The organism is Tenacibaculum pelagium (genome assembly GCF_014062345.1).
In the GTDB taxonomy this organism is placed as follows: Bacteria; Bacteroidota; Bacteroidia; order Flavobacteriales; family Flavobacteriaceae; genus Polaribacter; species Polaribacter pelagius.
The window spans coordinates 284,705-307,821 of record NZ_JACGLS010000002.1 but is presented as its reverse complement, the minus strand read 5'-3'; the positions used below and the strand labels follow the sequence as shown (position 1 = coordinate 307,821).

At 31.8% G+C, this 23,117-nt stretch carries 22 protein-coding genes; 6 read left to right on the top strand and 16 right to left on the bottom strand.

Going from position 1 to position 23,117, the window contains the following annotated elements; translation table 11 throughout:
- Positions 1-61: 61 nt before the first annotated feature.
- From aspS to pheS, 4 genes are all read right to left on the bottom strand, one after another.
- Positions 62-1,816, bottom strand: a complete 1,755-nt coding sequence (gene aspS, locus H3Z83_RS06520) for an aspartate--tRNA ligase (RefSeq protein WP_182124676.1) — start codon at positions 1,814-1,816, stop codon at positions 62-64.
- Between the two features lie 57 nt (positions 1,817-1,873).
- A complete protein-coding gene (locus H3Z83_RS06515; RefSeq protein WP_182124675.1) occupies positions 1,874-3,238 on the bottom strand; it encodes an alanine/glycine:cation symporter family protein in 1,365 nt (454 codons plus the stop codon).
- Between the two features lie 103 nt (positions 3,239-3,341).
- Complete coding sequence (locus H3Z83_RS06510) at positions 3,342-3,737, bottom strand: hypothetical protein (protein ID WP_182124674.1); 396 nt, start codon at positions 3,735-3,737, stop codon at positions 3,342-3,344.
- Positions 3,738-3,796: 59 nt separating this feature from the next.
- Positions 3,797-4,816: a phenylalanine--tRNA ligase subunit alpha gene (gene pheS / locus H3Z83_RS06505; RefSeq protein ID WP_182124673.1), complete on the bottom strand. Its 1,020-nt coding sequence runs from the start codon at positions 4,814-4,816 to the stop codon at positions 3,797-3,799.
- Between the two features lie 218 nt (positions 4,817-5,034).
- On the opposite strand from pheS, the gene gdhA reads away from it, so the two are divergent.
- Positions 5,035-6,378, top strand: a complete 1,344-nt coding sequence (gene gdhA / locus H3Z83_RS06500) for an NADP-specific glutamate dehydrogenase (RefSeq protein WP_182124672.1) — start codon at positions 5,035-5,037, stop codon at positions 6,376-6,378.
- 85 nt (positions 6,379-6,463) lie between these two features.
- Positions 6,464-7,423, top strand: a complete 960-nt coding sequence (locus H3Z83_RS06495) for an endonuclease/exonuclease/phosphatase family protein (RefSeq protein WP_182124671.1) — start codon at positions 6,464-6,466, stop codon at positions 7,421-7,423.
- Positions 7,424-7,477: 54 nt separating this feature from the next.
- Here H3Z83_RS06495 and glmS read toward each other — a convergent pair whose 3' ends face one another.
- From glmS to H3Z83_RS06480, 3 genes are read right to left on the bottom strand one after another with little or no spacing between them, the layout of a single operon-like run.
- The gene (glmS, locus tag H3Z83_RS06490; RefSeq protein WP_182124670.1) at positions 7,478-9,334 is read right to left on the bottom strand and encodes a glutamine--fructose-6-phosphate transaminase (isomerizing); all 1,857 of its coding nucleotides are present in this window, start codon (positions 9,332-9,334) and stop codon (positions 7,478-7,480) included.
- A 9-nt stretch (positions 9,335-9,343) separates the two neighbouring features.
- Positions 9,344-10,945: a DUF4270 family protein gene (locus tag H3Z83_RS06485; RefSeq protein WP_182124669.1), complete on the bottom strand. Its 1,602-nt coding sequence runs from the start codon at positions 10,943-10,945 to the stop codon at positions 9,344-9,346.
- Between the two features lie 8 nt (positions 10,946-10,953).
- The gene (locus H3Z83_RS06480; RefSeq protein WP_182124668.1) at positions 10,954-11,772 is read right to left on the bottom strand and encodes a glycogen/starch synthase; all 819 of its coding nucleotides are present in this window, start codon (positions 11,770-11,772) and stop codon (positions 10,954-10,956) included.
- Positions 11,773-11,868: 96 nt separating this feature from the next.
- Here H3Z83_RS06480 and panC point away from each other — a divergent pair, with 96 nt between their 5' ends.
- Genes panC through radA form a run of 4 tightly spaced genes read left to right on the top strand, consistent with a single transcriptional unit; the run spans position 11,869 to position 15,464 of the window.
- Entirely contained in the window at positions 11,869-12,714 is an 846-nt protein-coding gene (panC, locus tag H3Z83_RS06475) for a pantoate--beta-alanine ligase (RefSeq protein ID WP_182124667.1), read from the top strand.
- A gap of 50 nt (positions 12,715-12,764) precedes the next feature.
- Positions 12,765-13,115, top strand: a complete 351-nt coding sequence (gene panD, locus H3Z83_RS06470) for an aspartate 1-decarboxylase (RefSeq protein ID WP_115899453.1) — start codon at positions 12,765-12,767, stop codon at positions 13,113-13,115.
- A gap of 1 nt (position 13,116) precedes the next feature.
- Positions 13,117-14,067 carry a lysylphosphatidylglycerol synthase transmembrane domain-containing protein gene (locus H3Z83_RS06465; protein ID WP_394366241.1) on the top strand — a complete coding sequence of 317 codons (951 nt, stop codon included), beginning with the start codon at positions 13,117-13,119 and terminating at the stop codon, positions 14,065-14,067.
- 35 nt (positions 14,068-14,102) lie between these two features.
- The gene (gene radA / locus H3Z83_RS06460; RefSeq protein ID WP_182124665.1) at positions 14,103-15,464 is read left to right on the top strand and encodes a DNA repair protein RadA; all 1,362 of its coding nucleotides are present in this window, start codon (positions 14,103-14,105) and stop codon (positions 15,462-15,464) included.
- A gap of 19 nt (positions 15,465-15,483) precedes the next feature.
- Here radA and H3Z83_RS06455 read toward each other — a convergent pair whose 3' ends face one another.
- The 9 genes from H3Z83_RS06455 to arsS all read right to left on the bottom strand — a co-directional run bounded on the left by H3Z83_RS06455 (position 15,484) and on the right by arsS (position 23,116).
- A complete protein-coding gene (locus H3Z83_RS06455) occupies positions 15,484-16,395 on the bottom strand; it encodes a hypothetical protein (RefSeq protein ID WP_182124664.1) in 912 nt (303 codons plus the stop codon).
- A gap of 125 nt (positions 16,396-16,520) precedes the next feature.
- On the bottom strand, positions 16,521-17,174 hold the full coding sequence (locus tag H3Z83_RS06450; protein ID WP_182124663.1) for a hypothetical protein: 654 nt from the start codon (positions 17,172-17,174) through the stop codon (positions 16,521-16,523).
- Positions 17,175-17,364: 190 nt separating this feature from the next.
- Entirely contained in the window at positions 17,365-18,186 is an 822-nt protein-coding gene (locus tag H3Z83_RS06445) for a hypothetical protein (protein ID WP_182124662.1), read from the bottom strand.
- A gap of 108 nt (positions 18,187-18,294) precedes the next feature.
- Complete coding sequence (locus H3Z83_RS06440) at positions 18,295-19,113, bottom strand: hypothetical protein (protein ID WP_182124661.1); 819 nt, start codon at positions 19,111-19,113, stop codon at positions 18,295-18,297.
- A gap of 76 nt (positions 19,114-19,189) precedes the next feature.
- Positions 19,190-20,158 (bottom strand): arsenosugar biosynthesis arsenite methyltransferase ArsM, encoded by a 969-nt coding sequence (gene arsM / locus H3Z83_RS06435; protein WP_182124660.1) that lies wholly within the window; start codon positions 20,156-20,158, stop codon positions 19,190-19,192.
- A complete protein-coding gene (locus tag H3Z83_RS06430; protein WP_182124659.1) occupies positions 20,155-20,970 on the bottom strand; it encodes a purine-nucleoside phosphorylase in 816 nt (271 codons plus the stop codon). The genes arsM and H3Z83_RS06430 overlap by 4 nt, the downstream gene beginning before the upstream one ends.
- A 1-nt stretch (position 20,971) precedes the next feature.
- Positions 20,972-21,577: a TIGR04282 family arsenosugar biosynthesis glycosyltransferase gene (locus H3Z83_RS06425; RefSeq protein ID WP_182124658.1), complete on the bottom strand. Its 606-nt coding sequence runs from the start codon at positions 21,575-21,577 to the stop codon at positions 20,972-20,974.
- Positions 21,570-22,064, bottom strand: coding sequence for a rhodanese-like domain-containing protein (locus H3Z83_RS06420; protein WP_182124657.1), 495 nt, complete (start codon positions 22,062-22,064; stop codon positions 21,570-21,572). Before H3Z83_RS06420 ends, H3Z83_RS06425 begins: the two co-directional genes overlap by 8 nt.
- A complete protein-coding gene (gene arsS, locus H3Z83_RS06415; RefSeq protein ID WP_182124656.1) occupies positions 22,064-23,116 on the bottom strand; it encodes an arsenosugar biosynthesis radical SAM (seleno)protein ArsS in 1,053 nt (350 codons plus the stop codon). Before arsS ends, H3Z83_RS06420 begins: the two co-directional genes overlap by 1 nt.
- Between the last annotated feature and the right edge of the window lies 1 nt (position 23,117).

Genomic DNA, 23,117 nt, shown 5'->3' with positions numbered 1-23,117 from the left:
AGTAACAAAAAAATCCCGTTCTAAATTTAGAGCGGGATTTATATATATTTAAGAAAGAATACTATTCTTTTACATCTAATTTAATACTCAACTCTTCTAGTTGAGTGTCATTTAAACTTGCTGGCGCATCAATCATAACGTCACGACCAGAATTGTTTTTAGGGAACGCAATAAAATCACGGATTGTTTCTTGACCACCTAAAATAGAAACTAATCTATCTAAACCAAATGCTAAACCTCCATGAGGCGGTGCACCATATTCAAAAGCATCCATTAAGAAACCAAATTGTTCTTTAGCTTCTTCTTCAGTAAATCCTAAATGCTTAAACATGATTGCCTGAGTTTCTTTATCGTGAATACGAATAGAACCTCCACCAATTTCGTTACCATTTAAAACTAAATCGTAAGCATTTGCTTTTACATCTCCAGGGTTAGTATCTAATAATTCTAATTGTCCTGGTTTAGGAGAAGTAAACGGGTGGTGCATTGCGTGGTAATGACCAGTTTCTTCATCTAACTCTAATAAAGGAAAATCGATTACCCATAACGGAGCAAATACTTTAGGGTCTCTTAAACCTAAACGTTCTGCCATTTCCATTCGTAAAGCAGATAATTGTGCTCTAACTTTAGTGGTGTTTCCAGATAAAATACAGATTAAATCTCCAGCTTTTGCTCCAGTTTTTTCAGCCCATTTTGCTAAATCTTCTTGATCGTAAAATTTATCTACAGATGATTTAAAAGTACCATCTTCGTTACATTTTACATACACCATACCTAAAGCTCCTACTTGCGGACGACGTACCCAATCAATTAATTTATCAATTTCTTTTCTTGTGTAAGATGCTCCACCTGGTACAGCAATACCAACTACTAATTCAGCATCGTTAAATACTTTGAATTCTTTGTTTTGAGCAACATCGTTTAATTCACCGAACTCCATTCCAAAACGGATATCTGGCTTGTCATTTCCGTACAAACGCATTGCATCGTCAAACAACATTCTTGGGAATTTATCTACTTCAACTCCGTTGATTTCTTTTAGTAAATGACGTGTCATTCCTTCAAAAATCTCTAAAATATCTTCTTGCTCTACAAAAGCCATTTCACAGTCTATCTGTGTAAATTCTGGTTGACGATCGGCACGTAAATCCTCATCTCTAAAACACTTAACAATTTGGAAATACTTATCCATTCCACCAACCATTAACAACTGCTTAAAAGTTTGTGGCGATTGTGGTAATGCGTAAAATTGACCAGCATTCATACGTGAAGGCACTAAGAAATCACGTGCTCCTTCTGGTGTAGATTTAATTAAATAAGGTGTTTCAACATCAATAAATCCTTTGTCAGATAAATATTTACGAACTTCCATCGATACTTTATGACGGAAGATTAAACTATCTTTCACAGGATTACGACGGATATCTAAATAACGATATTGCATACGAATATCTTCTCCACCATCGGTATTATCTTCAATTGTAAACGGCGGTAATTTAGCTTCGTTTAAAATTTCTAATTCAGAAACTAATATTTCAACTTCACCTGTAGGAATATTTGCGTTTTTAGACTGACGTTCAATAACAGTTCCTTTAACTTGCACAACAAACTCACGACCTAATGTTTTGGCTTTTTCCATTAAATCTTTCGAAGTACGTTCTTCGTCAAAAATTAACTGTGTAATTCCATAACGATCACGTAAATCAACCCAAATCATAAATCCTTTATCACGTGATTTTTGTACCCATCCAGAAAGGGTTACTTCAGTATTAATGTGCGAAGCTCTTAATTCGCCACAAGTATGCGTTCTGTACATTTCTTGAAATTTTAAGGTGCAAAATTACGTAAATAAAAAGAAAAGAACGAAGAATGATTAAAAGCTATTTGTTTTTAATTTATGAAAATAAACGGTTGCTGCTTTTTTAACTTTCGGAGCTAAAATTAAGGTTGATAAAACAGTAGGAATTGCCATTAAAGCATAAGCGCTATCCATTAAATTAATAACAAAATCTAGTTTAATTATTGCAGCAACTATAATTACTATAACATAGAAATGATTGTAATATTTAGCAAGCTTAGTGTTGGTTAAATAACTAAGACAACTATACCCATAAAAAGAATAAGTAAATAGGGTTGAGAATGCGAAAATTAATACGCAAATAGTTAAAATAACACTTCCTATATGATATGGTAATACCGAATCGAAAGCAGCTAAGGTCATAGTAATACCATTACCATCAAAACCTTTCCATACGCCTGAAACCAATATCGCTAATGCAGTTAATGTACATACTAATAAAGTATCTATAGCAGGACCTAACATAGCGACTAAACCTTCACGAATTGGTTCGTTTGTTTTTGCAGTTCCGTGCATCATTGGTGCGGTTCCTAAACCTGCTTCGTTAGAAAAAGCAGCACGTTTTACCCCAGTAATTATTAATGCTCCTAAAGCACCACCTAAAACAGATTTTCCTGTAAAAGCATCTGTAAATATTAATGAGATTATTGATGGAACTTCTTCTATTTTTATAAGAAGAATAATTAAAACGGTTAGTAAATAGACAACTACCATTATCGGAACTAATTTACCGGCAACTTTTCCTATTCTTTGAATTCCTCCAAAAATTACCATTGAGACAATAAATGCAATAACGATTCCTATTAAGAATTTCGCAGTAAATTCATTTGATTCATTTACGCTAAAAACATCAATTATTGTTTGCGTTAATTGATTTGCTTGAAAAGCAGGTAATGTTCCTATTAAACCAGCAGTAGAAAAAAAGATAGCTAAAGGTTTCCATTTTTTTCCTAAACCTTCTGTAATTACATACATTGGCCCTCCTTTTACATTTCCTTCTTCATCTTTACCTCGGTACATTATGGCTAAACTACAGGTAAAAAACTTAGTTGCCATACCTACAAAAGCACTTACCCACATCCAAAAAATAGCTCCAGGTCCTCCCATGGCTATCGCAATTGCGACACCGCTTATATTTCCCATTCCTACAGTTGCAGCAATAGCAGATGATAAAGCTTCGTAGTGAGATAAGTCTCCAGGAGAATCATGTTTATCATATTTACCTCTTAAAACAGCAATAGCATGTCCCATATATCTAAAAGGTACCAAACCAGAGTATATGAATAGGTATAATCCGCCACCTATTAATAGTATTAATAAAGGCATTCCCCAAATCCATGAAGAAAATTCAGACACTATATTTTGAATACTTAAAAGCATGTTTCTTTAGTTTTTGGCTAATGTACCTAAATAGAGTGCATAAAAAAGAGCAATACTCATTTATTAACGAATATTGCTCTTTAGTGTGTTTTTAAATTGAAATCTATTTGATAAGTACTCCTTTTTTACCTAAGATATCGATATCTCTTAAAAATCCTTTTTGAATAGTTTCAGCTTGGAAAATAAAGGTTTTGTCGTGTAATTGATTGTTTTCAAAAAAAGTAACCTGAAATTGATTGTCTAAAGCAAATAACTCTGGTTGCATTATTTCGAACTTAGAAAATGAATTTGCAGGTAGCACATCTATTTTTCTACGGAATAATGACGTTTTTTTTGTTTCAGAAAAACCTTGAGAAACAATAACAACCATTTCTATGTCTATTTCTTTCCTGTTTATAATATACACTCCCCATTCATCAGAGCTGTCTTGTGAGTTTTTATCTAAAACAACAGCAACTTCTACATTAGTTACATTAGGTATTTGAATGTCTTTTTTCATTTATAATTCTTTTAAAAAGAAAGACGAAAGCGGTTATTCTTTCGTCTATATATGTTGTATTAAATAACTGATTTGAATTGCTCTAAGAAACGCTTATCATTTTCATAAAACATGCGGATATCTGGAATTTGATATAATAACATGGCAATACGCTCAATTCCCATTCCGAATGCATATCCAGAATATTTAGTAGGATCTATATTGGCGTTCTTTAATACGTTAGGATCTACCATACCGCACCCCATAATTTCTAACCACCCAGTTCCTTTGGTAATTCTATAATCAGTTTCAGTTTCTAATCCCCAGTAAATATCTACTTCAGCACTTGGCTCAGTAAATGGGAAATAAGAAGGACGTAATCTGATTTTAGATTTACCAAACATCTCTTTAGTAAAATATAAAAGTGTTTGCTTTAAATCGGCAAAAGAAACATCAGTATCAATATATAAACCTTCTACTTGATGAAAGATACAGTGTGCTCGCGCAGAAATATCTTCGTTTCTAAAAACACGACCCGGAGAAATTGTACGAATTGGTGGTTCGTTGTTTTCCATATAGCGAACTTGTACCGATGAGGTATGTGTTCTTAATAAAGTATCAGGATTCTTGTCGATAAAAAAAGTGTCCTGCATATCACGTGCCGGGTGATACTCAGGTAAATTTAATGCTGTAAAATTATGCCAATCATCTTCTATCTCTGGTCCTTCAGAAACGGTAAACCCAATTCTATTAAAAACTTCAATAATTTGATTTTTTACTAAAGATATCGGGTGGCGAGAACCTAAATTAATTGGCTCCGATGGACGCGTTAAATCTCCATAGATTCCTTTTTCTTCAACAGCGCTTTCTAAAGCGTCGTTTAATTCAGCTACTTTACCTTCGGCAGATTGCTTTAAGTTATTTAAAGCTTGACCAAAAGCTTTTCTTAATTCGGCATCAACATTTTTAAATTCAGCAAATAAATCTTTTAATAAACCTTTACTTCCTAAATATTTTATTCTAAAAGCTTCCACTTCTTCTTTAGAAGTAGCTTTGAAAGCTTGTACATCACCAATCAATTCTTTTACCTTGTCTAACATCGTTTTTATCAAAAATTAGGCTGCAAATTTAAGATTTTTATATCAAAGTTGTGTAGGTTTTAACAAGAGTTATCGACTATTGAAATCATTGTAAAGAAAACGATTGCAAAAAGTGAAAAATTAGGCAAATAATTGCCTTTTTTAAATTCAGCAAATTGTAAATTAATTATATTTGCCTAACGAAATTATTAAAATAATAATAATACAACAACTAGATTATGGAATCTAAAATAAATGCATTTATGGATTACGTTAAGGAACGTAATTCTAATGAGCCAGAATTTTTGCAAGCAGTACATGAAGTTGCAGAAACTGTAATTCCATTTATTGAAAACAATCCTAAATATCAAGGGAAAAAATTGTTAGAAAGAATGGTTGAGCCAGAGAGAACTTTAATGTTTAGAGTTCCTTGGGTAGATGATAATGGTGAAACGCAAGTGAACAGAGGTTATAGAGTTGAGTTTAACTCTGCAATCGGGCCATACAAAGGAGGTTTACGTTTTCATCCATCAGTAAACTTATCAATCTTAAAGTTTTTAGGATTCGAGCAAGTTTTCAAAAACTCTTTAACTACTTTACCAATGGGTGGAGGAAAAGGAGGTTCTGACTTTAACCCTAAAGGAAAATCTGATAGAGAAGTAATGGCATTTTGTCAAGCTTTTATGTCTGAATTATTCCGTCATATCGGTGCTAATACTGATGTCCCTGCTGGAGATATTGGTGTCGGAGGAAGAGAAATCGGATTCATGTTTGGTCAATATAAAAAATTACGTAACGAATTTGTTGGTGTTTTAACTGGTAAAGGTGCTACTTGGGGTGGTTCTTTAATAAGACCAGAAGCAACAGGTTACGGTGATGTTTATTTTGCTGAAAACATGCTAAAAACTAAAGGAGATTCTTTTAATGGTAAAACTGTAGTGGTTTCTGGTTCTGGAAACGTTGCTCAGTATGCTACTGAAAAAGTAACTCAATTAGGAGGAAAAGTAGTTACAATGTCTGATTCTTCTGGATATATTTTAGATGAAGATGGAATTGATGCTGAGAAATTAGCATACGTTATGGAGATTAAAAATGTACGTCGTGGAAGAATTCATGAGTATGTAGAAAAGTATCCAAACGCAAAATTCTTTAAAGGTGAAAGACCTTGGGGAACTAAATGTGACGTAGCTTTACCATGTGCAACTCAAAATGAGTTAAACGGTGAAGAAGCAAAAACATTATTAGCTAACGGATGTATCTGTGTTGCTGAAGGTGCAAACATGCCTTCTACACCAGAAGCTGTTGAAGCTTTCTTAGAAGCGAAGATTTTATTCGCTCCAGGAAAAGCATCAAATGCAGGTGGAGTTGCGACATCTGGTTTAGAGATGTCTCAAAACTCTTTACGTTACAACTGGACTAGAGAAGAAGTTGATGGTAAATTACACCAAATTATGAACGATATTCATGCTTCTTGTGTTGCCTATGGTACTCAAGCTGATGGGTTTGTAGATTACGTAAAAGGAGCAAACATTGCTGGTTTCGTTAAAGTTGCCGATGCTATGTTAGATCAAGGAGTTGTATAATAAATAACTTCAATAATATATTTAAAGCACGCTATAATTAGCGTGCTTTTTATTTTTCGTAATTTCGGTAAATAAATATGAACTAATGACTAGAGCTAGAAGAAAAAACAGATTTACAATTGCTTTTTATAATGTAGAAAATTTATTTGATACAGTTGATAACCCACTAACTGCGGATGATGATTTTACACCGTTAAGTAAACGAAGATGGAATGCAAAAAAATATAAGCACAAAATAAAGAAAATCACTTCTGTTATAAGTCAATTAGGTAGTAATCAATCTGCTTTTCCACCTGCTATAGTTGGTTTGGTTGAAGTTGAAAATGCAAAAGTCATCAAGGATTTAATTAAACATAAAAACTTATCAAAATTCAATTATAATTATGTGCATTATGATTCACAAGATGAAAGAGGTATTGATGTTGCTTTGATGTATAATAAAGATTTTTTCGAAGTTATTTCTTCTAGTAATCATCCATTGTATTTAACTGATGAAGGAGGTGAAGTAGATTATACTAGAGATCTTCTAGTTGTTAAAGGAAAATTAAATGGAGAATTGATAAATGTTTTAGTTAATCACTGGCCATCAAGAAGAGATGGGGATGAAGAGACTAAGCATAAACGAATTGAGGCTGCAAAATTAGTGCATGAAGTAATTGATGAAATAAAGTTAGATAATAAAGATTCTAAATTCATTATTATGGGTGATTTTAATGATGATCCAACAAGTGAGAGTATAAAAGATTACTTAGTTACTGATGATCTATATAATCCAATGAAACCTCTGTTTGAAAAAGGAGAAGGTACTTTAACTTTTTACAAAAAATGGCATTTGTTTGATCAGATTATTTTTTCAAGAGGTTTTTTTGACACTGAAAAAAGTAAACATACATTTTTAAGGGCAAATATTTTAAAGAATGATTGGTTGCGTTTTTATAAAGGAAAATTTAAAGATAGTCCATTTAGAACATACATTGGTCCTTGGTATCAAGGAGGTTTTTCAGATCACTTTCCCGTATATACTGTTTTTGAAAAAGATGAATAAAAAAACCCCGAGATTGTATCTCGGGATTTTTTTATTATTTAAAAGTTAAACCAATTACTCAACTGTAACCGATTTAGCTAAGTTTCTAGGTTGATCCACATTCTTGTCTAACATAACAGCAATGTGGTATGATAATAATTGAAAAGGAATAGTAGTTAATAAAGGAGTTAACGCTTCTTCAGTATCTGGAATTTCAATTACATGATCAGCAATTTCTTTTACAGTTTCATCACCTTCTGTAACTATTGCAATGATTTTTCCACTTCTAGATTTAATTTCTTGAATGTTACTCACCACTTTTTCATAATGTCCTTTATTTGTTGCGATAACAAATATTGGCATATTTTCGTCAATTAAAGCGATAGGTCCATGTTTCATTTCTGCAGCGGGATATCCTTCAGCGTGTATATATGAAATCTCTTTTAATTTCAAAGCACCTTCTAATGCTACTGGGAAGTTAAATCCACGACCTAAGTATAAACAGTTTTTAGCATCTTTATAAACAGCGGCTATTTCTTGAATTTTAGAATCAATTTCTAATAGCTTTTCAACTTGAGAAGGAATTTGCTGCATCGTTTGCAAATAATTATTTACAGCAGATTTTGATAAAGTACCTTTTTCTTGTGCAAGTTTTAATGCAATTAAAGTTAACACAGTAATTTGAGTTGTAAATGCTTTTGTTGAAGCGACTCCAATTTCTGGTCCAGCATGGGTATAAGCCCCAGCATGTGTTTCTCTAGCAATAGATGAACCAACAACATTACATACACCAAATACAAATGCTCCTTTAGATTTAGCAAGTTTAATAGCAGCTAAAGTATCAGCAGTTTCACCAGATTGGGAAATTGCAATCACTACGTCTTTAGGTGTAATTATAGGGTTTCTATATCTAAATTCTGAAGCGTACTCAACTTCAACAGGAATACGTGCCATGTCTTCAAATAAATATTCTCCAACTAAACCAGCATGCCATGATGTACCACAAGCAATGATAATGATTCTATCTGCATTTAAAAATTTTGACATATTATCATCAACACCAGCCATGCGAATGATGCCTTCATCAGCTAACATTCTACCTCTATAAGTATCTATAATAGCTTTAGGTTGCTCATGAATTTCTTTTAACATAAAGTGGTCAAAACCACCTTTTTCAATTTGATCTAAGCTTAACTGAAGTTCTTGGATGTTGGCATCAACTTCTTTGTCGTTTTCTATAACACGAACCTTAATACCTTTATTTTTTTTGATAATGGCTAATTCACCATCTTCTAAATAAATGGCGTCTTTAGTGTATTCTATAAAAGGAGAAGCATCAGATGCAACAAAAAATTCTTCATTATTTTTTCCAACACCAATAGCAATTGGACTTCCTAAACGAGCAACAATTAATTCATTAGGTTTCGTTTTATCAAAAACGGCAATTGCATAAGCTCCAATTACATTGGTAAGTGCAAGTTGGACAGCTTTTCCTAATTTACACCCTTCAGTTTTTTTAACTTCTTCAATAAGATTTACTAAAACTTCTGTATCAGTATCACTTTTAAACTCATAACCTCTAGAAATTAATTCTTTTTTAATGGTATCATAGTTTTCAATAATCCCATTATGAACGATTACTAAATCCCCAGATTGAGAAAAATGTGGATGAGAATTTGTGTCATTAGGCACTCCATGTGTAGCCCAGCGAGTATGTCCAATACCTATTTGCCCTTTTTTTCTTTTTTCGTCTTTATTGGTTATAATTTCTAAATCAGAAACCTTTCCTTTGGTTTTAGATAAGTGCATTGTTTCACCATCATACATCATGATTCCAGCACTGTCATAGCCTCTATATTCTAAACGTTTTAACCCGTTAATTACAATAGGATAAGCTTCTCTTTCTCCAATATATCCTGTTATTCCACACATAACAATTTCTTATTTTTCTTTTGAATATGATATTTTTAACACTGCTCTTTTTGCACCGTTAGCAGTTTCGTTTCCATCCAATAATGTCACACCTCTAGGGTTCCAGTTATAAGATTTTACATTGACATCTAATGCATTGTTATTTACAGCATTGTCAGTTGGATTATTGTAAACCTTTAAAATTAAAGGTGAAATGTCATTTGTAGTACCATCTAGTAAATCAGAAATATAATCAGTGATTCTAAAAGTGTACTTTTCAGGTTTATTATCTTCTGTTAATTCTATATTTCCTCCAAAAGTGGCAACTTCTTTATAAGAATCTGTTAATTGAGTTGGGGTAGTACCTCCATTCCCGTTGTCTTTATCTTGATAAACAAATAATCTTTGAGGTATTATATTTTTGTCTGTATTGACATTTTGATTTACATGAAAACTTAAAGAAGCATCATTGATTAACCAATTATTACTTTTTAGTTCTTGGAGCTTAGCGCTGTCTAAGATTTTAATCTTAGCCATTGTTCCCGCAGTACCTTGTATAACAAAATTATTTGCAGGTGGTGATGTAGTTCCAGGAGACATATTGTATATGCTATTTCTTATACCTGATAATGGAAAAGAATAACTAGAAGGTACAGTATCTTTAAATACTAAATCAGTTATGCCTTCTTTTTTTTCATATCTACTTATAGTATAGTAAAATTCTAAAGAGGCTGAAGCACTATTTCCTGTAAGAGATAATGGAACCATTAAACCATCTGTCCCTTCAGATTTAACAATCAACCCTCTAAAAAAATTATTAAAAGCATCCTTTGTTTTAAACTGATCATTTTTAAAATTATTCCAAAAAACAGATTTCATTTTAGTAATATCTAAAGGAACTGCAATAAAAGGAGCTTTGTTTTCTAGCTTGATAGTATCATTGAATTCATTACCATTACTGTAATGTCTTTTGAAGACAAACATTGAGTCTTTTTGAGCTGGTAGAAATTTAAAATCTCCATCTTCATTTAATAAATCTGTTACAGGATCTAAAACTTGATATATTGCATCAGATTGAAAACTATTAGAAGCTGATGGGTTAGTAGGGTTTAAATTATTTAAATAAGTATTATTTCTAAAAACTTTTAATGAAGTAGCTAAATTTGGGTTGCCTAATAAAGAGTCAAATCTAAATTTAGGTTTAGTATCACCAGTTTCTCTAATGCTAGTTGCTGTATAGGGAAGTTTTAATATTACTTTATCTAAAACATAGATAGAATCAATTTCTCCATTAGCTGTAGCAGCTTTTACATCTTCATTTTTTGGACTATTTATAAAACCTAATTGGCTCACAATTGAGGATTCAATTGTTTTGTAGTGATTACTTTTATAAACTCCTAGCCAATATTCTCCTAAAGCACCAATAGCAATGTTATCTGCTCGAACACTCTCCAAATCTAAAGAAGGGTCATCATTAGCTGTTGTAATTTCTACATCTAATAAAATCTCACCGGTTTCAAACTTTGTATTGCTAACAACATTAGTTCCTATGTCGTTAAAATCTTTTTCACATGATATTATAGCTCCTAAACATAGTAAGCTAATACCTAAAGCACCAATTTTTCTAATCATTTCTGTTATTATTCGCTTAATTCTAAAACGTTTTCTTTGTAAAATTCTAAATAAGATTCAGTTAAAACTTCTTCTGATTGAAATTCTAAAACTTTAGCATCACTGTTTGTGATAAAAGCTTCTAGTTCATCAGATAAACTTTCGCTACCTTTAACAATAGCGTCTGAATTTTCGATAGCACTCTTTAAAATATTAGTGTAGTTTGGTGTTTCTATTGTTGAAATTTTTGATTCCTCAACTTTATCAAAACGAATTTTATTTGCTAATTCACCATTTAATTCACCATCAAAATTCTTATCATACAGCGAAGTTACAATCTTACTTTCTGCAAACAATGGTTCCTCCTTATAAAATTCTCTTAAATATAACGGAAGTAAAGAAGCCATCCATCCATGAACATGAATAATGTCTGGAGCCCAGTTTAATTTTTTAACGGTCTCAACAACTCCTTTGGCGAAGAAAATCATACGTTCATCATTGTCATCAAACAATTTGTCATCTTCATCAGAATATACGGCTTTACGCTTAAAATATTCATCGTTATCAATGAAATAAACTTGCATTCTTTCTTTAGGAATTGAAGCAACTTTAATTATTAAAGGCATATCCATGTCGTTAATAATTAAATTCATCCCAGACAAACGAATTACTTCATGTAATTGATGTCTTCTTTCATTAATTACCCCAAAACGAGGCATGAAAATACGGGTTTGAACTCCTTTAGAATGTGCATTTTTAGCAACGTTAAATGCAGTAGACGATAATTCTGTTTCTGGTAAATAAGGTGTTACCTCAGACGAAACATATAATATTCTCTTGTCCTTCATTAAATCTTTCTCTTAAATTGAAGCTGCAAAAATACGAAAATTTATGCTAAAATGGTGTTAAATTGCTAATTTTGCATGGATTCCAACTATTAGAGAATGAAAATTTTTAAAATTAAATCAGAATTAAAAGATTTTTTATCACAACAAAAGAGTCTTGATAAATCAATCGGATTTGTACCTACTATGGGGGCTTTGCACGAAGGGCATTTATCGCTTGTAAAAAGAGCCAAAAAGAAAAACGATTTAGCAGTTGTTAGTATTTTTGTAAATCCTACACAGTTTGATAATAAAGAAGATTTAGTTAAGTACCCGAAAACATTTGATAATGATGTTAAGTTATTAGAAAGTGTGGATTGCGATGTATTATTTTTTCCTTCGGTAGAAGAAATTTATGCAGAAAATATTGCTTCTGATAAATTTGATTTTGACGGATTGGAGCATCAAATGGAAGGAAAATTCAGAGATGGTCATTTCGATGGAGTGGGAACTATCGTGAAAACTTTGTTTGAAATATTGAATCCAGATAAAGCTTATTTCGGAAAAAAGGATTTTCAACAATTGCAAATCATTAAAAAAATGGTAGAAAAGCATAATCTACCAGTTAAAATTAAAGGCTGCGATATTTATCGAGAAGATGATGGATTAGCAATGAGTTCTCGTAATACTCGTTTAACAAAAGAACATAGAGAAGTCGCTCCTTTTATTTATAAAACTTTAAAGAAAGCAAAGAAAAAATTTGGCACAAAAAATGCTAATGAATTAACGCAATGGGTTGAGAAACAATTCAAAAAACAACCGTTATTAGAATTAGAGTATTTTACCATTGCAGATGAGAAAACATTACAAACAGCAACAGTCATCGAACCAAACAAAAAATACAGAGGTTTTATAGCCGTTTTTGCAGGAGAGATTCGTTTGATTGATAATATTCGTTTGAAATAAATTCATCAAAAACAACTCATTAATCATCAAAAAACATCTATTTTTGCCGTATGTTAGTACAAGTAGTAAAATCTAAAATACACCGTGTTAAAGTAACTAATGCGGATTTAAATTATATAGGAAGCATCACCATTGACGAAGATTTAATGGATGCTGCTGGAATTATTGAAGGAGAAAGAGTTCAGATTGTAAATAATAACAATGGTGAGCGTTTAGAAACTTATGCAATTCCAGGTCCAAGAAAAAGTGGCGAAATTACTTTAAATGGAGCTGCTGCTCGTAGAGTTCAAAAAGGAGATATACTTATTTTAATAGTATATGCTTTTATGGAGCTTGAAGAAGCAAAAAAATTCAAACCACAGTTAGTGTTTCCTAACGAAGAGAATAATTTATTAGAGTAGTTTGAGTTTGTCAGCAAAAAAAATCTTAAAAGTTATATTGCCTCTCGCTTTGGGAGGTTTTTTAGTTTGGTATTCATTATCAAAAGTATCCATAGATACATTATTACAATATTTTAAAGATGCCAATTATTGGTGGATTGCTTTAGGATTGTTTTTCGGAATCTTGAGTCATTTATCAAGAGCTTATCGTTGGAAGTTCTTATTAGAACCAATGGGATATAAACCAGATTTCGGTAACAGTACTATGGCAGTTTTAGTAGCGTATTTAGTAAATTATGCGGTGCCAAGAGCAGGAGAGGTTTCTCGTGCTGCAGTAATGACAAATTACGAAGATATTCCGTTTGAAAAAGGTTTTGGTACTATTGTAGCTGAACGAATTGCCGACATGATTATGATGTTGTGCATCATAACAATTACTCTTTTTGTTCAATTCGATTTTATTTACGATCTATTAACGAAGAATTTTAATCCAACAAAAATTGCACTAATTTTAGGGGTGGTAATTCTTGGTTTTATCTTACTTCGTAGATATGTCAAAAAAGCACAATCAGGAATTGGTTTAAAGATTAAGAAATTTATAGCTGGTTTAGTTGAAGGAGCTACTAGTATTTTTAAAATGGAGCACAAATGGGCATTCATTTTTCATACTATATTTATTTGGGTAATGTATGTAGCTATGTTTTGGGCTACGATACCAGCGATTGAAGGATTAAATGTGCCTTTTGGTGGAGTGTTAATCGGTTTTATTGCAGGTGGATTTAGTATTGCAGCAACCAATGGAGGTATTGGTTTGTATCCAGTAGCGGTGGCAGGAGCTTTAGCTTTGTTTGGAGTACCTGAAGAGCCAGCAACAGCCTTTGGTTGGATTATGTGGACAGCCCAAACTCTTATGATTATTGTTTTCGGAGGACTCGCATTTTTACTATTACCTATCTATAATAAAAACAAATAGTTTTCTTTTCTTTGTAAGTAAATCTTACAAACCGAATGGCTAAAACCAAAACTACTTTTTTCTGTCAGCATTGTGGAACGCAACATGCAAAATGGACTGGGCAATGTTATGCTTGTAAAGAATGGAATACCATTGTTGAAGAAGTAATTCAGAAAGAAGAAAAAAGGAATTGGAAAACGCCAACCAATGTAGAAAAAAGAGTTGCCAAACCTTTACGAGTAGAAGATATTCAGTTAAACCCAGAAGAGCGCTTTGGCACTCGAAATAAAGAATTAGATACGGTTCTTGGTGGGGGTTTAGTTAAAGGAGCAGTCGTTTTATTAGGTGGTGAACCAGGAATTGGTAAGTCAACTTTATTATTACAAATAGCCTTACAAATACCACAAAAAGTATTGTATGTTTCTGGTGAAGAAAGTCAGTCTCAAATAAAAATGCGTGCTGAACGATTGGATATGAAAAATTCTAATTGTTTAATTCTTACCGAAACTAATACACAACAAATTTTTAAAAATATAGAAGAAGTGCAACCTGATGTGTTGGTAATTGATTCTATTCAAACATTACACACCAATTCTATTGAAGCTTCACCAGGAAGTATTTCTCAAATACGTGAAACTTCTGCTGAATTGATAAAGTTTGCCAAAGAAACAGCAACTCCAGTTTTGTTAATTGGTCATATTAATAAAGAAGGAAATATTGCGGGTCCTAAAATTTTAGAACACATGGTAGATGTAGTTTTACAATTTGAAGGAGATAGAAATCACACTTACCGTATTTTACGTTCGCAAAAAAACCGTTTTGGTTCTACTGCTGAGTTGGGGATTTACGAGATGTTGTCTAGTGGATTACGAGAAGTATCAAATCCTTCAGAAATATTAATATCAAAAAAAGATGCTGATTTAAGTGGAACTGCTATTGCTTCTACCTTAGAAGGAATTCGTCCGTTAATGATAGAAATACAAGCGTTGGTTTCTACAGCTGTTTACGGAACACCGCAACGTACTACCACAGGTTACAACTTAAAGCGTTTGCATATGATTTTGGCAGTTTTAGAAAAACGTGCAGGTTTTAAATTAGGTGCTAAAGATGTGTTTTTAAACGTAACCGGAGGAATTCATGTAGATGATCCTGCAATAGATTTAGCGGTAGTCGCTGCTATTTTATCATCAAATCAAGATATGGCGATTAACCCGAACGTATGTTTCGCTGCTGAAGTTGGTTTAGCTGGTGAAATACGCCCAGTATCTAAAATAGACCAACGAATTACTGAAGCTGAAAAATTAGGTTATAAAACATTTGTAACTTCTAAATACAATAAAATTACGAGTAAAAACCACTCTATAAAACTGATTTTAGTCAGTAAAATTGAAGAAGCTTTTGCTACGTTGTTTGCTTAAGATAAATCAACAGTAGTTTTTATTCTGTCATCCATTTTATTAAATTTTTTTCGTTTACGACTGCCCAAGAATGTGGATGTCTTTCTCCGTTTGCACGATAACCTCTATTCTTTGTTTCTGTAAATTCAATATTTTTACTTCCGAACTCTGTTTTTAATTTATCTGATAACTTTTTAAGATAATAGGCATTTAGGTCTTCATAATCGTTTTTTCTGTTCTCTTGCCACCATTTTAAATCAGGTTCTGTGTAAAGTCTAATTTTTAGATTTTTAAGGTTCCTTAAATTTTGGATGTTTTGTGTTTCAAGAGTGAAAGGTGAATTATTTTCATAATTAGTTATTCCGTCTTTCGGGTTTCCAAATTCTTTGTCAAAAAAGTTTTTTATCCACGTTGCCTCTTGAATAGAAGGCTGTGAAAAATTTATTTTTAAGTTTTTTTGAGCCGTTTTATAAAGTGCTAAAAGGTCAATAGGTGAATCTACAACAAATACTCCTTTGGGTTGAATTTTGCTTTCATTCTGAATAAGGTAATCACTGATTAAAAGACTTACATTTCCACCACTTGAAAAGCCGCCAATAAATACGTTTTCTTTTGGTAGATTATTTTCGGAAACTATTTTTTCTAACTGTTCAACCAACTCTTGTTTTTCTATTTGTGTCAAAAATAAACGTTGGTTCAAGTTCATTGCCAAAATTGAAAACTCATTTTCTATGCTTATATCCGAAATTTTAAATTCAGATAATGTGTTTTTGGCATCACAAGGAAAGCAAGGAAATAAAATTAATAAACCTTTTTGTTTTTCAGCCTTGATTAACTCGTATTCAGAAGTTATTATACTTTCTGATGGTGGTCTTTTGGTAAGAATACTCTTCTTCTTTTGTCCTTTACAGGAAACTATGATTAAAGCTAAAATTATGATAAGGGTTCGCATTTTTCAAATTGTAGGTAACGGTCTTGGCTATGATTCCGCATAGAAATCAAGCTAATCATTATTAATGTTCTTTGTTTTAGTGCTATCGCCACGCTGAATTATAGCCTTTGTTGTATGCTGCCTTTTTACATATTTCTCATAAATCGATTGAAGTCTCCATTATATTCGTTGTCAATTCTTTCTTTTGAATCTAAAATTACATGAGTCTTAATTTCATTAGTATATCCATAGTGCTCATATTTTCCTAAAATCTCAGAATAACTCTCTGAAAACTCTTCTTTAATCTTTTGGCTTTCCCAAACTTCTTTATCTTTTTGAGTATTTAAAAATAAAATTACTCCAGAAAAGTTTTTCATAATTTTCCAAAGACCACGGTCAATAAATTTCTTTTTTAATTTTTCAATTTCAAGTTCTTCTATTTTTTGATTTGCTATTGATAGAACACGACCGCTAAAGTTATCATTTATAACAAACAGTTTGTCGGTTGAATATTTAGTGTCAAGTTTTGTAATCCTTTGAAATTCATAAATTATTTCTTTCTCCTTTTCTCCATAATCTCTCCAGTTGGTAAGAAATACGTCCTTGTCAGAATCTTTTTCCCAAACTAAATTCAATCTAGGCTTATTGTTATGAGGCAAAATTTCATAAATGAAATTAATTGGTGCAACTCCATAATTGAGATTAAACCAATCTTGTAATTGATTAAAGGGGTATTCTAAAGTAGATTCTCCGTCTTTTATTCTTTTCGTTTCTATGTATTCTTTTTCACTTTCAAGCATTTTGGTATTCCTTTTTCGACAGGTTGCATACAACGTGTTTGTGTATGATTAGTGGCGTGTTTAGGTACCTAATTTAGCAAATACAAACCAAATAGAAAATCCACGAGGATTTTCGTAAGTAGGCAAGAATTAGCCATTAATTATACACTGTGTTGGCAAATCGTTTTTTTCTATAAATTCAACACCTATTTTAATTTTTTCTATCAATAGTTGTTTTTAAAACTAATGAAAACCAAGGTTTATTGGAATAGTCATTGATTTCGGATGAATAGAAATTCAAATTATCTTTTTGATAATGATTTACAAGACTTCGCATTTTAAAATTCTGGAGAGGTTTGCTTTTTGGTTCAAAAAGATCAATGTTTATAAGTTTTTTAGCTACTCTTTTTGATTCTATTTTTTCAAATTGATTTAAGTCGTTTTCTAATATTTGATTATTAAGAAATGAATTATGATAATAAGCTATTGAGTCTTTCCTCACATATATAAAGCTTTTCTTTCTTTTGTTTAAAAATAAAGTAGAATCATTTTGGTCTACTTCCCATCCATAACTGATTTTATTTAAGTTATCGTAAATTGATTTTGTATTCTTGTTTTTATTTATACTTAACAAGTCATTAGGTAGTAAAATTCTTTCAGGTGTTTTGTGTATTTTTTGGTAGTCAACTAAAGTTATTTCTTTAGAATTTTCAGTAGAATAAAAAATTTCAATTTTGTCTCCTATTTTTTTTTCCTTGAAATCATAATCATTAATTGAAACATAGTTTTTATATAAATTCCCTTGTAAGTCATTATAGTTTAAAGTTAACTTATAATAATATTGTTTTTTACGAGCTTTGTTAATAAAATAATAATCGTATTTAATGTCCTTTATAATAGCTTCTGTTTTATTTCCATTATTCATTAATTCCTCTTTATTTGTCTCCTTTTTAGCAACAAATAGTTTTACTGAGAAAATTATTATACCAGCTATGATTAGAGCAGGTAGAAAGTTCTTTATTCTATTTATCATTTTAAATATTCTATAAGTTTTTAATGTTTGCCAACTAGTTATATCTAATCAAATATATTGTTTTTAGGTTAAGTATTTCCGGATAATAAAACATTCACCTTGTTTTATCTACTTAACTGTTTTTTCTTCAGGTAACCCCAAAATATAATACCCTTGCTTTTTTTCTTTTAAGTTTTTAGCATGGTCAATCTTCCATGAATAAGAATCGTTTTCTAAGTCTTTTAGTAAATAGTTTTCTACATCCTTAAATGTGTACATTCTAACTAAAGAAGCTTGTCCGTCCCAAGCGTATATGAACGGAATTATAGGGATTAAATAAGTAAATAGTACTTGCTTAAATGTGAGGTTTTTTACAAAAGGAGTCATAAAAAGTACCATTACTACCATAATTACGATTGAAATAGGTAATAGTAACCACCAAAGTAATGTTGGGATGTTGTTTTCTCCCATTTCGTAAATCAGTAAAGGTTGTTTGTTTTCTTGTGCGGTTTTTAAAATCTTTTTTGCGCTTTCTGGTGGCATATGATGAAAACTATTCATCATTGTTTTTAACCCTTCAGGAGCATTTTTAAAATCAGTTGCATTTAACGATTCCTTTAGATAGTGAACATTTTTAATGTTTAAATTGTTAATGTTGCTTACAACTGAGGTGTTTGGATATAAATCGGTAAGTAATAAGTTAACAGGCGTATTATTATTTTTATTTATTTCTTCAATTACATCAATCATCACTCCACCAGAACCAGAGCCTAAATCAACAATTTGTTTAAAATCATGTTGCTTTTTAATATCGTGAATAAGAACAGCAACAATATCTTTGGTTTTTAGCATTTTTAGCAATAAAGCCAATAGGTTAGTGATGCTAGACCTAATAAATGGCGGAAGCCAATGGAAATCTTCAAACTCAAAAAGTTGTATGCGTTTCATAACGTCAATAATTTTGATTTAAAGATAAAGAAAAACCCTTGCTAGAAGCAAGGGTTTCAATTCTTTTAAAAGAAATTTAACAGCATCCGCCACCATCGTAATGGTAGGTAGATTCTGAAAAATAAATATCGTCTCTACCTAAAGCTTTTAATGCTGATGCTGTTTTATCGCAAATAGCTAAAGGCTGATTTTTTAATAAAGTATGTCCTGCTCCATCATCAAAATAATCTTCATCTCCATAATAAATAGCAGCTTTTCCTGTAAAAACGCAAGGTCCGTCTGCAGGCATTGGGTCTTTGATAGCAGCTACTTCAATAGATTCTATATAAATCAACTCATCGGTTGGGTAATTCTTTGGGTCTAAGATTCTGTAAGGTTTTCTGGCTCTAATTTCAATAGTTCCAAAACCAGCATCGGTTAATGCTTTTACATAATTAGCAATCGATAAACTTCCACTTAAACAAAGTGCACGTAAGCGTTCGTCGTTACGTAACTCATCATTCATTTCTTGCTCACAAGTAGGATCACTCATTACCAAACGTCCGTGTGGTTTTAATACACGATACATTTCCGCAATGGCTTTTTGTAAATCATCTTCCTTAAAAATATTGAATAAGCAGTTTTGTGCCGCAACATCAATCGAATTATCTTCTACAGGTAAATTCATCGCATCACCTTTTCTTAAATCTACAAAATCAGACTTAAACCAAGGGTTCATTTCTTCTGCTTCTTTAAAGTTTTTACGAGATGCTTCTAACATTTCATCAACCACATCTAAACCAATTACACCACCTTTATTTCTGTTGAAGTATGCAAATTGTAATAACTCCATTCCGCCACCAACACCAACGTATAACATTTTTGGATTGTTGGTTAAATCGCGAGCATGTACAGTAGAACCGCATCCGTAATTCATTTCTTGCATAATGCGTGGAATCTTTAATCCCGGTAATTCCCAAATAGGATTCGTAGTGCAACACAAACCAACATCTGGTGTTAGTGCTGCTTCTTTATAAACGTTATGTGTAGTTTCTAAATAACTCATAATTCTTTAATCAATTCTTTAAATAAGGTAATCATTTTTGGTTCTGCTTTTCCAGCTATAGCAATGATTTCTCCAATATCTACCGGTTGTAAATTCTTCGGGTCACACTCGTCTGTTAATACAGAAACTGCTGCACAAGGCAAACCAATTTGTTTTGCTACAATTACTTCGGGTACAGTACTCATACCAACTGCATCCGCCTCTAAAATTTGTAACATTCTATATTCTGCTCTAGTTTCTAGTTGTGGGCCGACAACACTTGCGTACATTCCTTCATGCAATTGTATGTCGTTTTCTTTAGCGATAGCTTTCAGTTGATTGTTGATTTTTTTTGAATAAGGCTCTAACATATCCGCAAAAATGTTTCCGAATTCGTTTGCTCCTTTAAATGCTAAAGGAGAACCTCCTTGTAAATTTAAATGATCTTCTAATAGCATTAAATCTCCTTTTTTATACGAAAGATTGATAGCTCCAGCTGCATTAGAAATTAATAAAGTAGATATTCCTAAACCGTGCATTGTTCTGATACCATAAGTAACTTCCCACAAATTATAGCCTTCATATAAATGAAAGCGACCAGACATTACCACAACTTTTTTTCCTGATAATTCCCCGTAAATTAATTTTCCTGAATGGAACTCTACCGTTGCTTGAGGAAAATGTGGAATTTCTGAATATTGAATTTCTTTTTCAATAGTTATTTCATCTACTAGTTTACCTAAGCCGGTTCCTAATACAATTCCTATTTGAGGATTTGAAATTCCGTTTGATTTTAAAAAATCTATTGTTTCTTGTAGTTGTTGTTTCTTCATTCTAAATATTCAAAAATTTTTGAAATGCTGGATGGTTTTCAATGTCTTCAATCACATCTACATCGTTTAATTCTTCTAGCAAATGTACACTTACTTTTTGTAAATCATTTAGGGTGTCTTTTCTAACAGTTTCTGTTCCCCAAGCTTTGTTTTCAAAAATGTTAGGTTGTAAATTTTTCATCCCAAGAAGATAATACCCACCATCTTCTGCAGGACCAATAACAACATCATTGTTGTCTAGTTTGTTAAATGCTTCGTTAATGTGATTTGGGGTTAAATCGTACAAATCGCTACCAATAATCATTACTTTATCATAACCAGCATTAAAAGAATTTTGAAAAGCATTTTGCATTCTAAAACCTAAATCTTCTCCTTCTTGTTGATGCTTTTGGTAAATTTTAGCATCCCAAATATCATTGTTGCGAACTTTTACTGAATAGTACACTACTTTATCACAGGTTAAATCTTGAGTAATTTCTTTGGTTCTGTTTAATAAAAATTTATAGATATCTAAAGCAGTTTCATCCCCAACTGATTTTGCCAAACGTGTTTTTGCTTTTCCTAACTCAGGATTTCTTGTAAAAATTAGCAGTAAGTTTTTACTCATAAATCTTTTCTCCTTTTAAGAGCCATTTGCTCCATTCTTTGTTAAAAGTGTGAACTTTTTTAGTTGGCTTATTTTTAGAATTTACAACTGTGTTGTCTTGGTTTTTCCATTCGAAAATCCCGCCATATAGATTGTAAACATTATTATAGCCAGTATTCTTAATTTTTTCAGCAACATCTTCAGAACGAATTCCTAAAGAACAATACACCACGATTTTTGTGGTTTTGTCTGATGGTAATTTCTTGATTGTTTTGTTAAGGTCAAAATTATCATAACCCACACAAGTTGCGTTTTTAAGATGACTTACTTTGAATTCTTTGAGTTCGCGAGCGTCTAATAAAACAACGTTGCTTCCTTCTTTTTTTAAATCACTTACAGAGATATAAGGAGCGTTTTCTGAATTGTGTTTCTTTAATAATTGTTTCAAGTTCTTTTGCGAAAAAGAATTGAGAGAAATCAATATAAAAAAGAAAACAAGTTTTTTCATTAGGCTACAGTTCCTTGACAGCTACTTCCTGCACCAGAAGTACATCCGTAGCAGTGTTGGTTGATAATGATGTTTCGGTTTTGTAACAATTCTTCATTATAATCAGATATATGTTTTACTTTAGAATTTACTTTTAAATTCAACATCTGATTAAAGTCGCAATCGTATAAATATCCATCCCAACTTACCGATAATGTATTTGTACACATTACATTTTCAACAGCCATAGGATTGTAAGCTTCTACCAAAGCATACATATAGTCTTCATAATTCTCAGAAGCAATTAAGTAATCTAAAAACCTACTGATTGGTAAATTGGTAATTGCAAAAAGAGAATTGAATTCAATATTGAAGTCTTCTTTCAATGCTTTTTTAAAATCAGATTCTAAAGCGGCTTGATCTCCTGGTAAAAATGCTCCTGAAGGATTATATACCAAATCTAATTTTAAGTTAGTTCCTTCTATTCCATATCCAACCTCATTTAGCATTTGTAATGCTTTGATAGATTTATCAAAAACCCCATCACCACGTTGTTTGTCAGTTTTACCACGCGTCCAGTGGGGCATAGAAGAAACTACATGAACGTTATGTTTTTTAAAGAACTCAGGTAAATCGTAATACTTTTTATTAGCTCTAATAATGGTTAAGTTAGAACGAACAATAAAATCTTTAATTCCTGCTTTTGAAGCTTCCTCTACAAACCAACGAAAATTTGGATTCATTTCTGGTGCACCACCAGTTAAATCTAAAGTATGTGCTCCTGTATTTTTAATGACATCTAAACATTGTTGCATGGTTTCAATCGTCATAATTTCTTTACGATCTGGGCCAGCATCAACGTGACAATGTGCACAAACTTGGTTGCACATATATCCTAAATTAATTTGAAGAATTTCTAATTTTTTAGGACGTAATGGGAACTGATTTGTTTCCTTAATTTTTTTTGCAAACGTGGGTAACTCACCGTCAGCAAAAATCCCGTTTGATAAGATTTCTAACTGACGTTGGGTGTTTGCTAAATCGTTATTTCTTGCTTGAAGAGATTTCTTCATT

Coding starts and splice junctions, on each gene's coding strand:
- aspS (WP_182124676.1), bottom strand. CDS start 1,816: ATGTACAGAACGCATACTTGTGGCGAATTAAGAGCTTCGCACATTAAT.
- H3Z83_RS06515 (WP_182124675.1), bottom strand. CDS start 3,238: ATGCTTTTAAGTATTCAAAATATAGTGTCTGAATTTTCTTCATGGATT.
- H3Z83_RS06510 (WP_182124674.1), bottom strand. CDS start 3,737: ATGAAAAAAGACATTCAAATACCTAATGTAACTAATGTAGAAGTTGCT.
- pheS (WP_182124673.1), bottom strand. CDS start 4,816: ATGTTAGACAAGGTAAAAGAATTGATTGGTGATGTACAAGCTTTCAAA.
- gdhA (WP_182124672.1), top strand. CDS start 5,035: ATGGAATCTAAAATAAATGCATTTATGGATTACGTTAAGGAACGTAAT.
- H3Z83_RS06495 (WP_182124671.1), top strand. CDS start 6,464: ATGACTAGAGCTAGAAGAAAAAACAGATTTACAATTGCTTTTTATAAT.
- glmS (WP_182124670.1), bottom strand. CDS start 9,334: ATGTGTGGAATAACAGGATATATTGGAGAAAGAGAAGCTTATCCTATT.
- H3Z83_RS06485 (WP_182124669.1), bottom strand. CDS start 10,945: ATGATTAGAAAAATTGGTGCTTTAGGTATTAGCTTACTATGTTTAGGA.
- H3Z83_RS06480 (WP_182124668.1), bottom strand. CDS start 11,772: ATGAAGGACAAGAGAATATTATATGTTTCGTCTGAGGTAACACCTTAT.
- panC (WP_182124667.1), top strand. CDS start 11,869: ATGAAAATTTTTAAAATTAAATCAGAATTAAAAGATTTTTTATCACAA.
- panD (WP_115899453.1), top strand. CDS start 12,765: ATGTTAGTACAAGTAGTAAAATCTAAAATACACCGTGTTAAAGTAACT.
- radA (WP_182124665.1), top strand. CDS start 14,103: ATGGCTAAAACCAAAACTACTTTTTTCTGTCAGCATTGTGGAACGCAA.
- H3Z83_RS06455 (WP_182124664.1), bottom strand. CDS start 16,395: ATGCGAACCCTTATCATAATTTTAGCTTTAATCATAGTTTCCTGTAAA.
- H3Z83_RS06450 (WP_182124663.1), bottom strand. CDS start 17,174: ATGCTTGAAAGTGAAAAAGAATACATAGAAACGAAAAGAATAAAAGAC.
- H3Z83_RS06445 (WP_182124662.1), bottom strand. CDS start 18,186: ATGATAAATAGAATAAAGAACTTTCTACCTGCTCTAATCATAGCTGGT.
- H3Z83_RS06440 (WP_182124661.1), bottom strand. CDS start 19,113: ATGAAACGCATACAACTTTTTGAGTTTGAAGATTTCCATTGGCTTCCG.
- arsM (WP_182124660.1), bottom strand. CDS start 20,158: ATGAGTTATTTAGAAACTACACATAACGTTTATAAAGAAGCAGCACTA.
- H3Z83_RS06430 (WP_182124659.1), bottom strand. CDS start 20,970: ATGAAGAAACAACAACTACAAGAAACAATAGATTTTTTAAAATCAAAC.
- H3Z83_RS06425 (WP_182124658.1), bottom strand. CDS start 21,577: ATGAGTAAAAACTTACTGCTAATTTTTACAAGAAATCCTGAGTTAGGA.
- H3Z83_RS06420 (WP_182124657.1), bottom strand. CDS start 22,064: ATGAAAAAACTTGTTTTCTTTTTTATATTGATTTCTCTCAATTCTTTT.
- arsS (WP_182124656.1), bottom strand. CDS start 23,116: ATGAAGAAATCTCTTCAAGCAAGAAATAACGATTTAGCAAACACCCAA.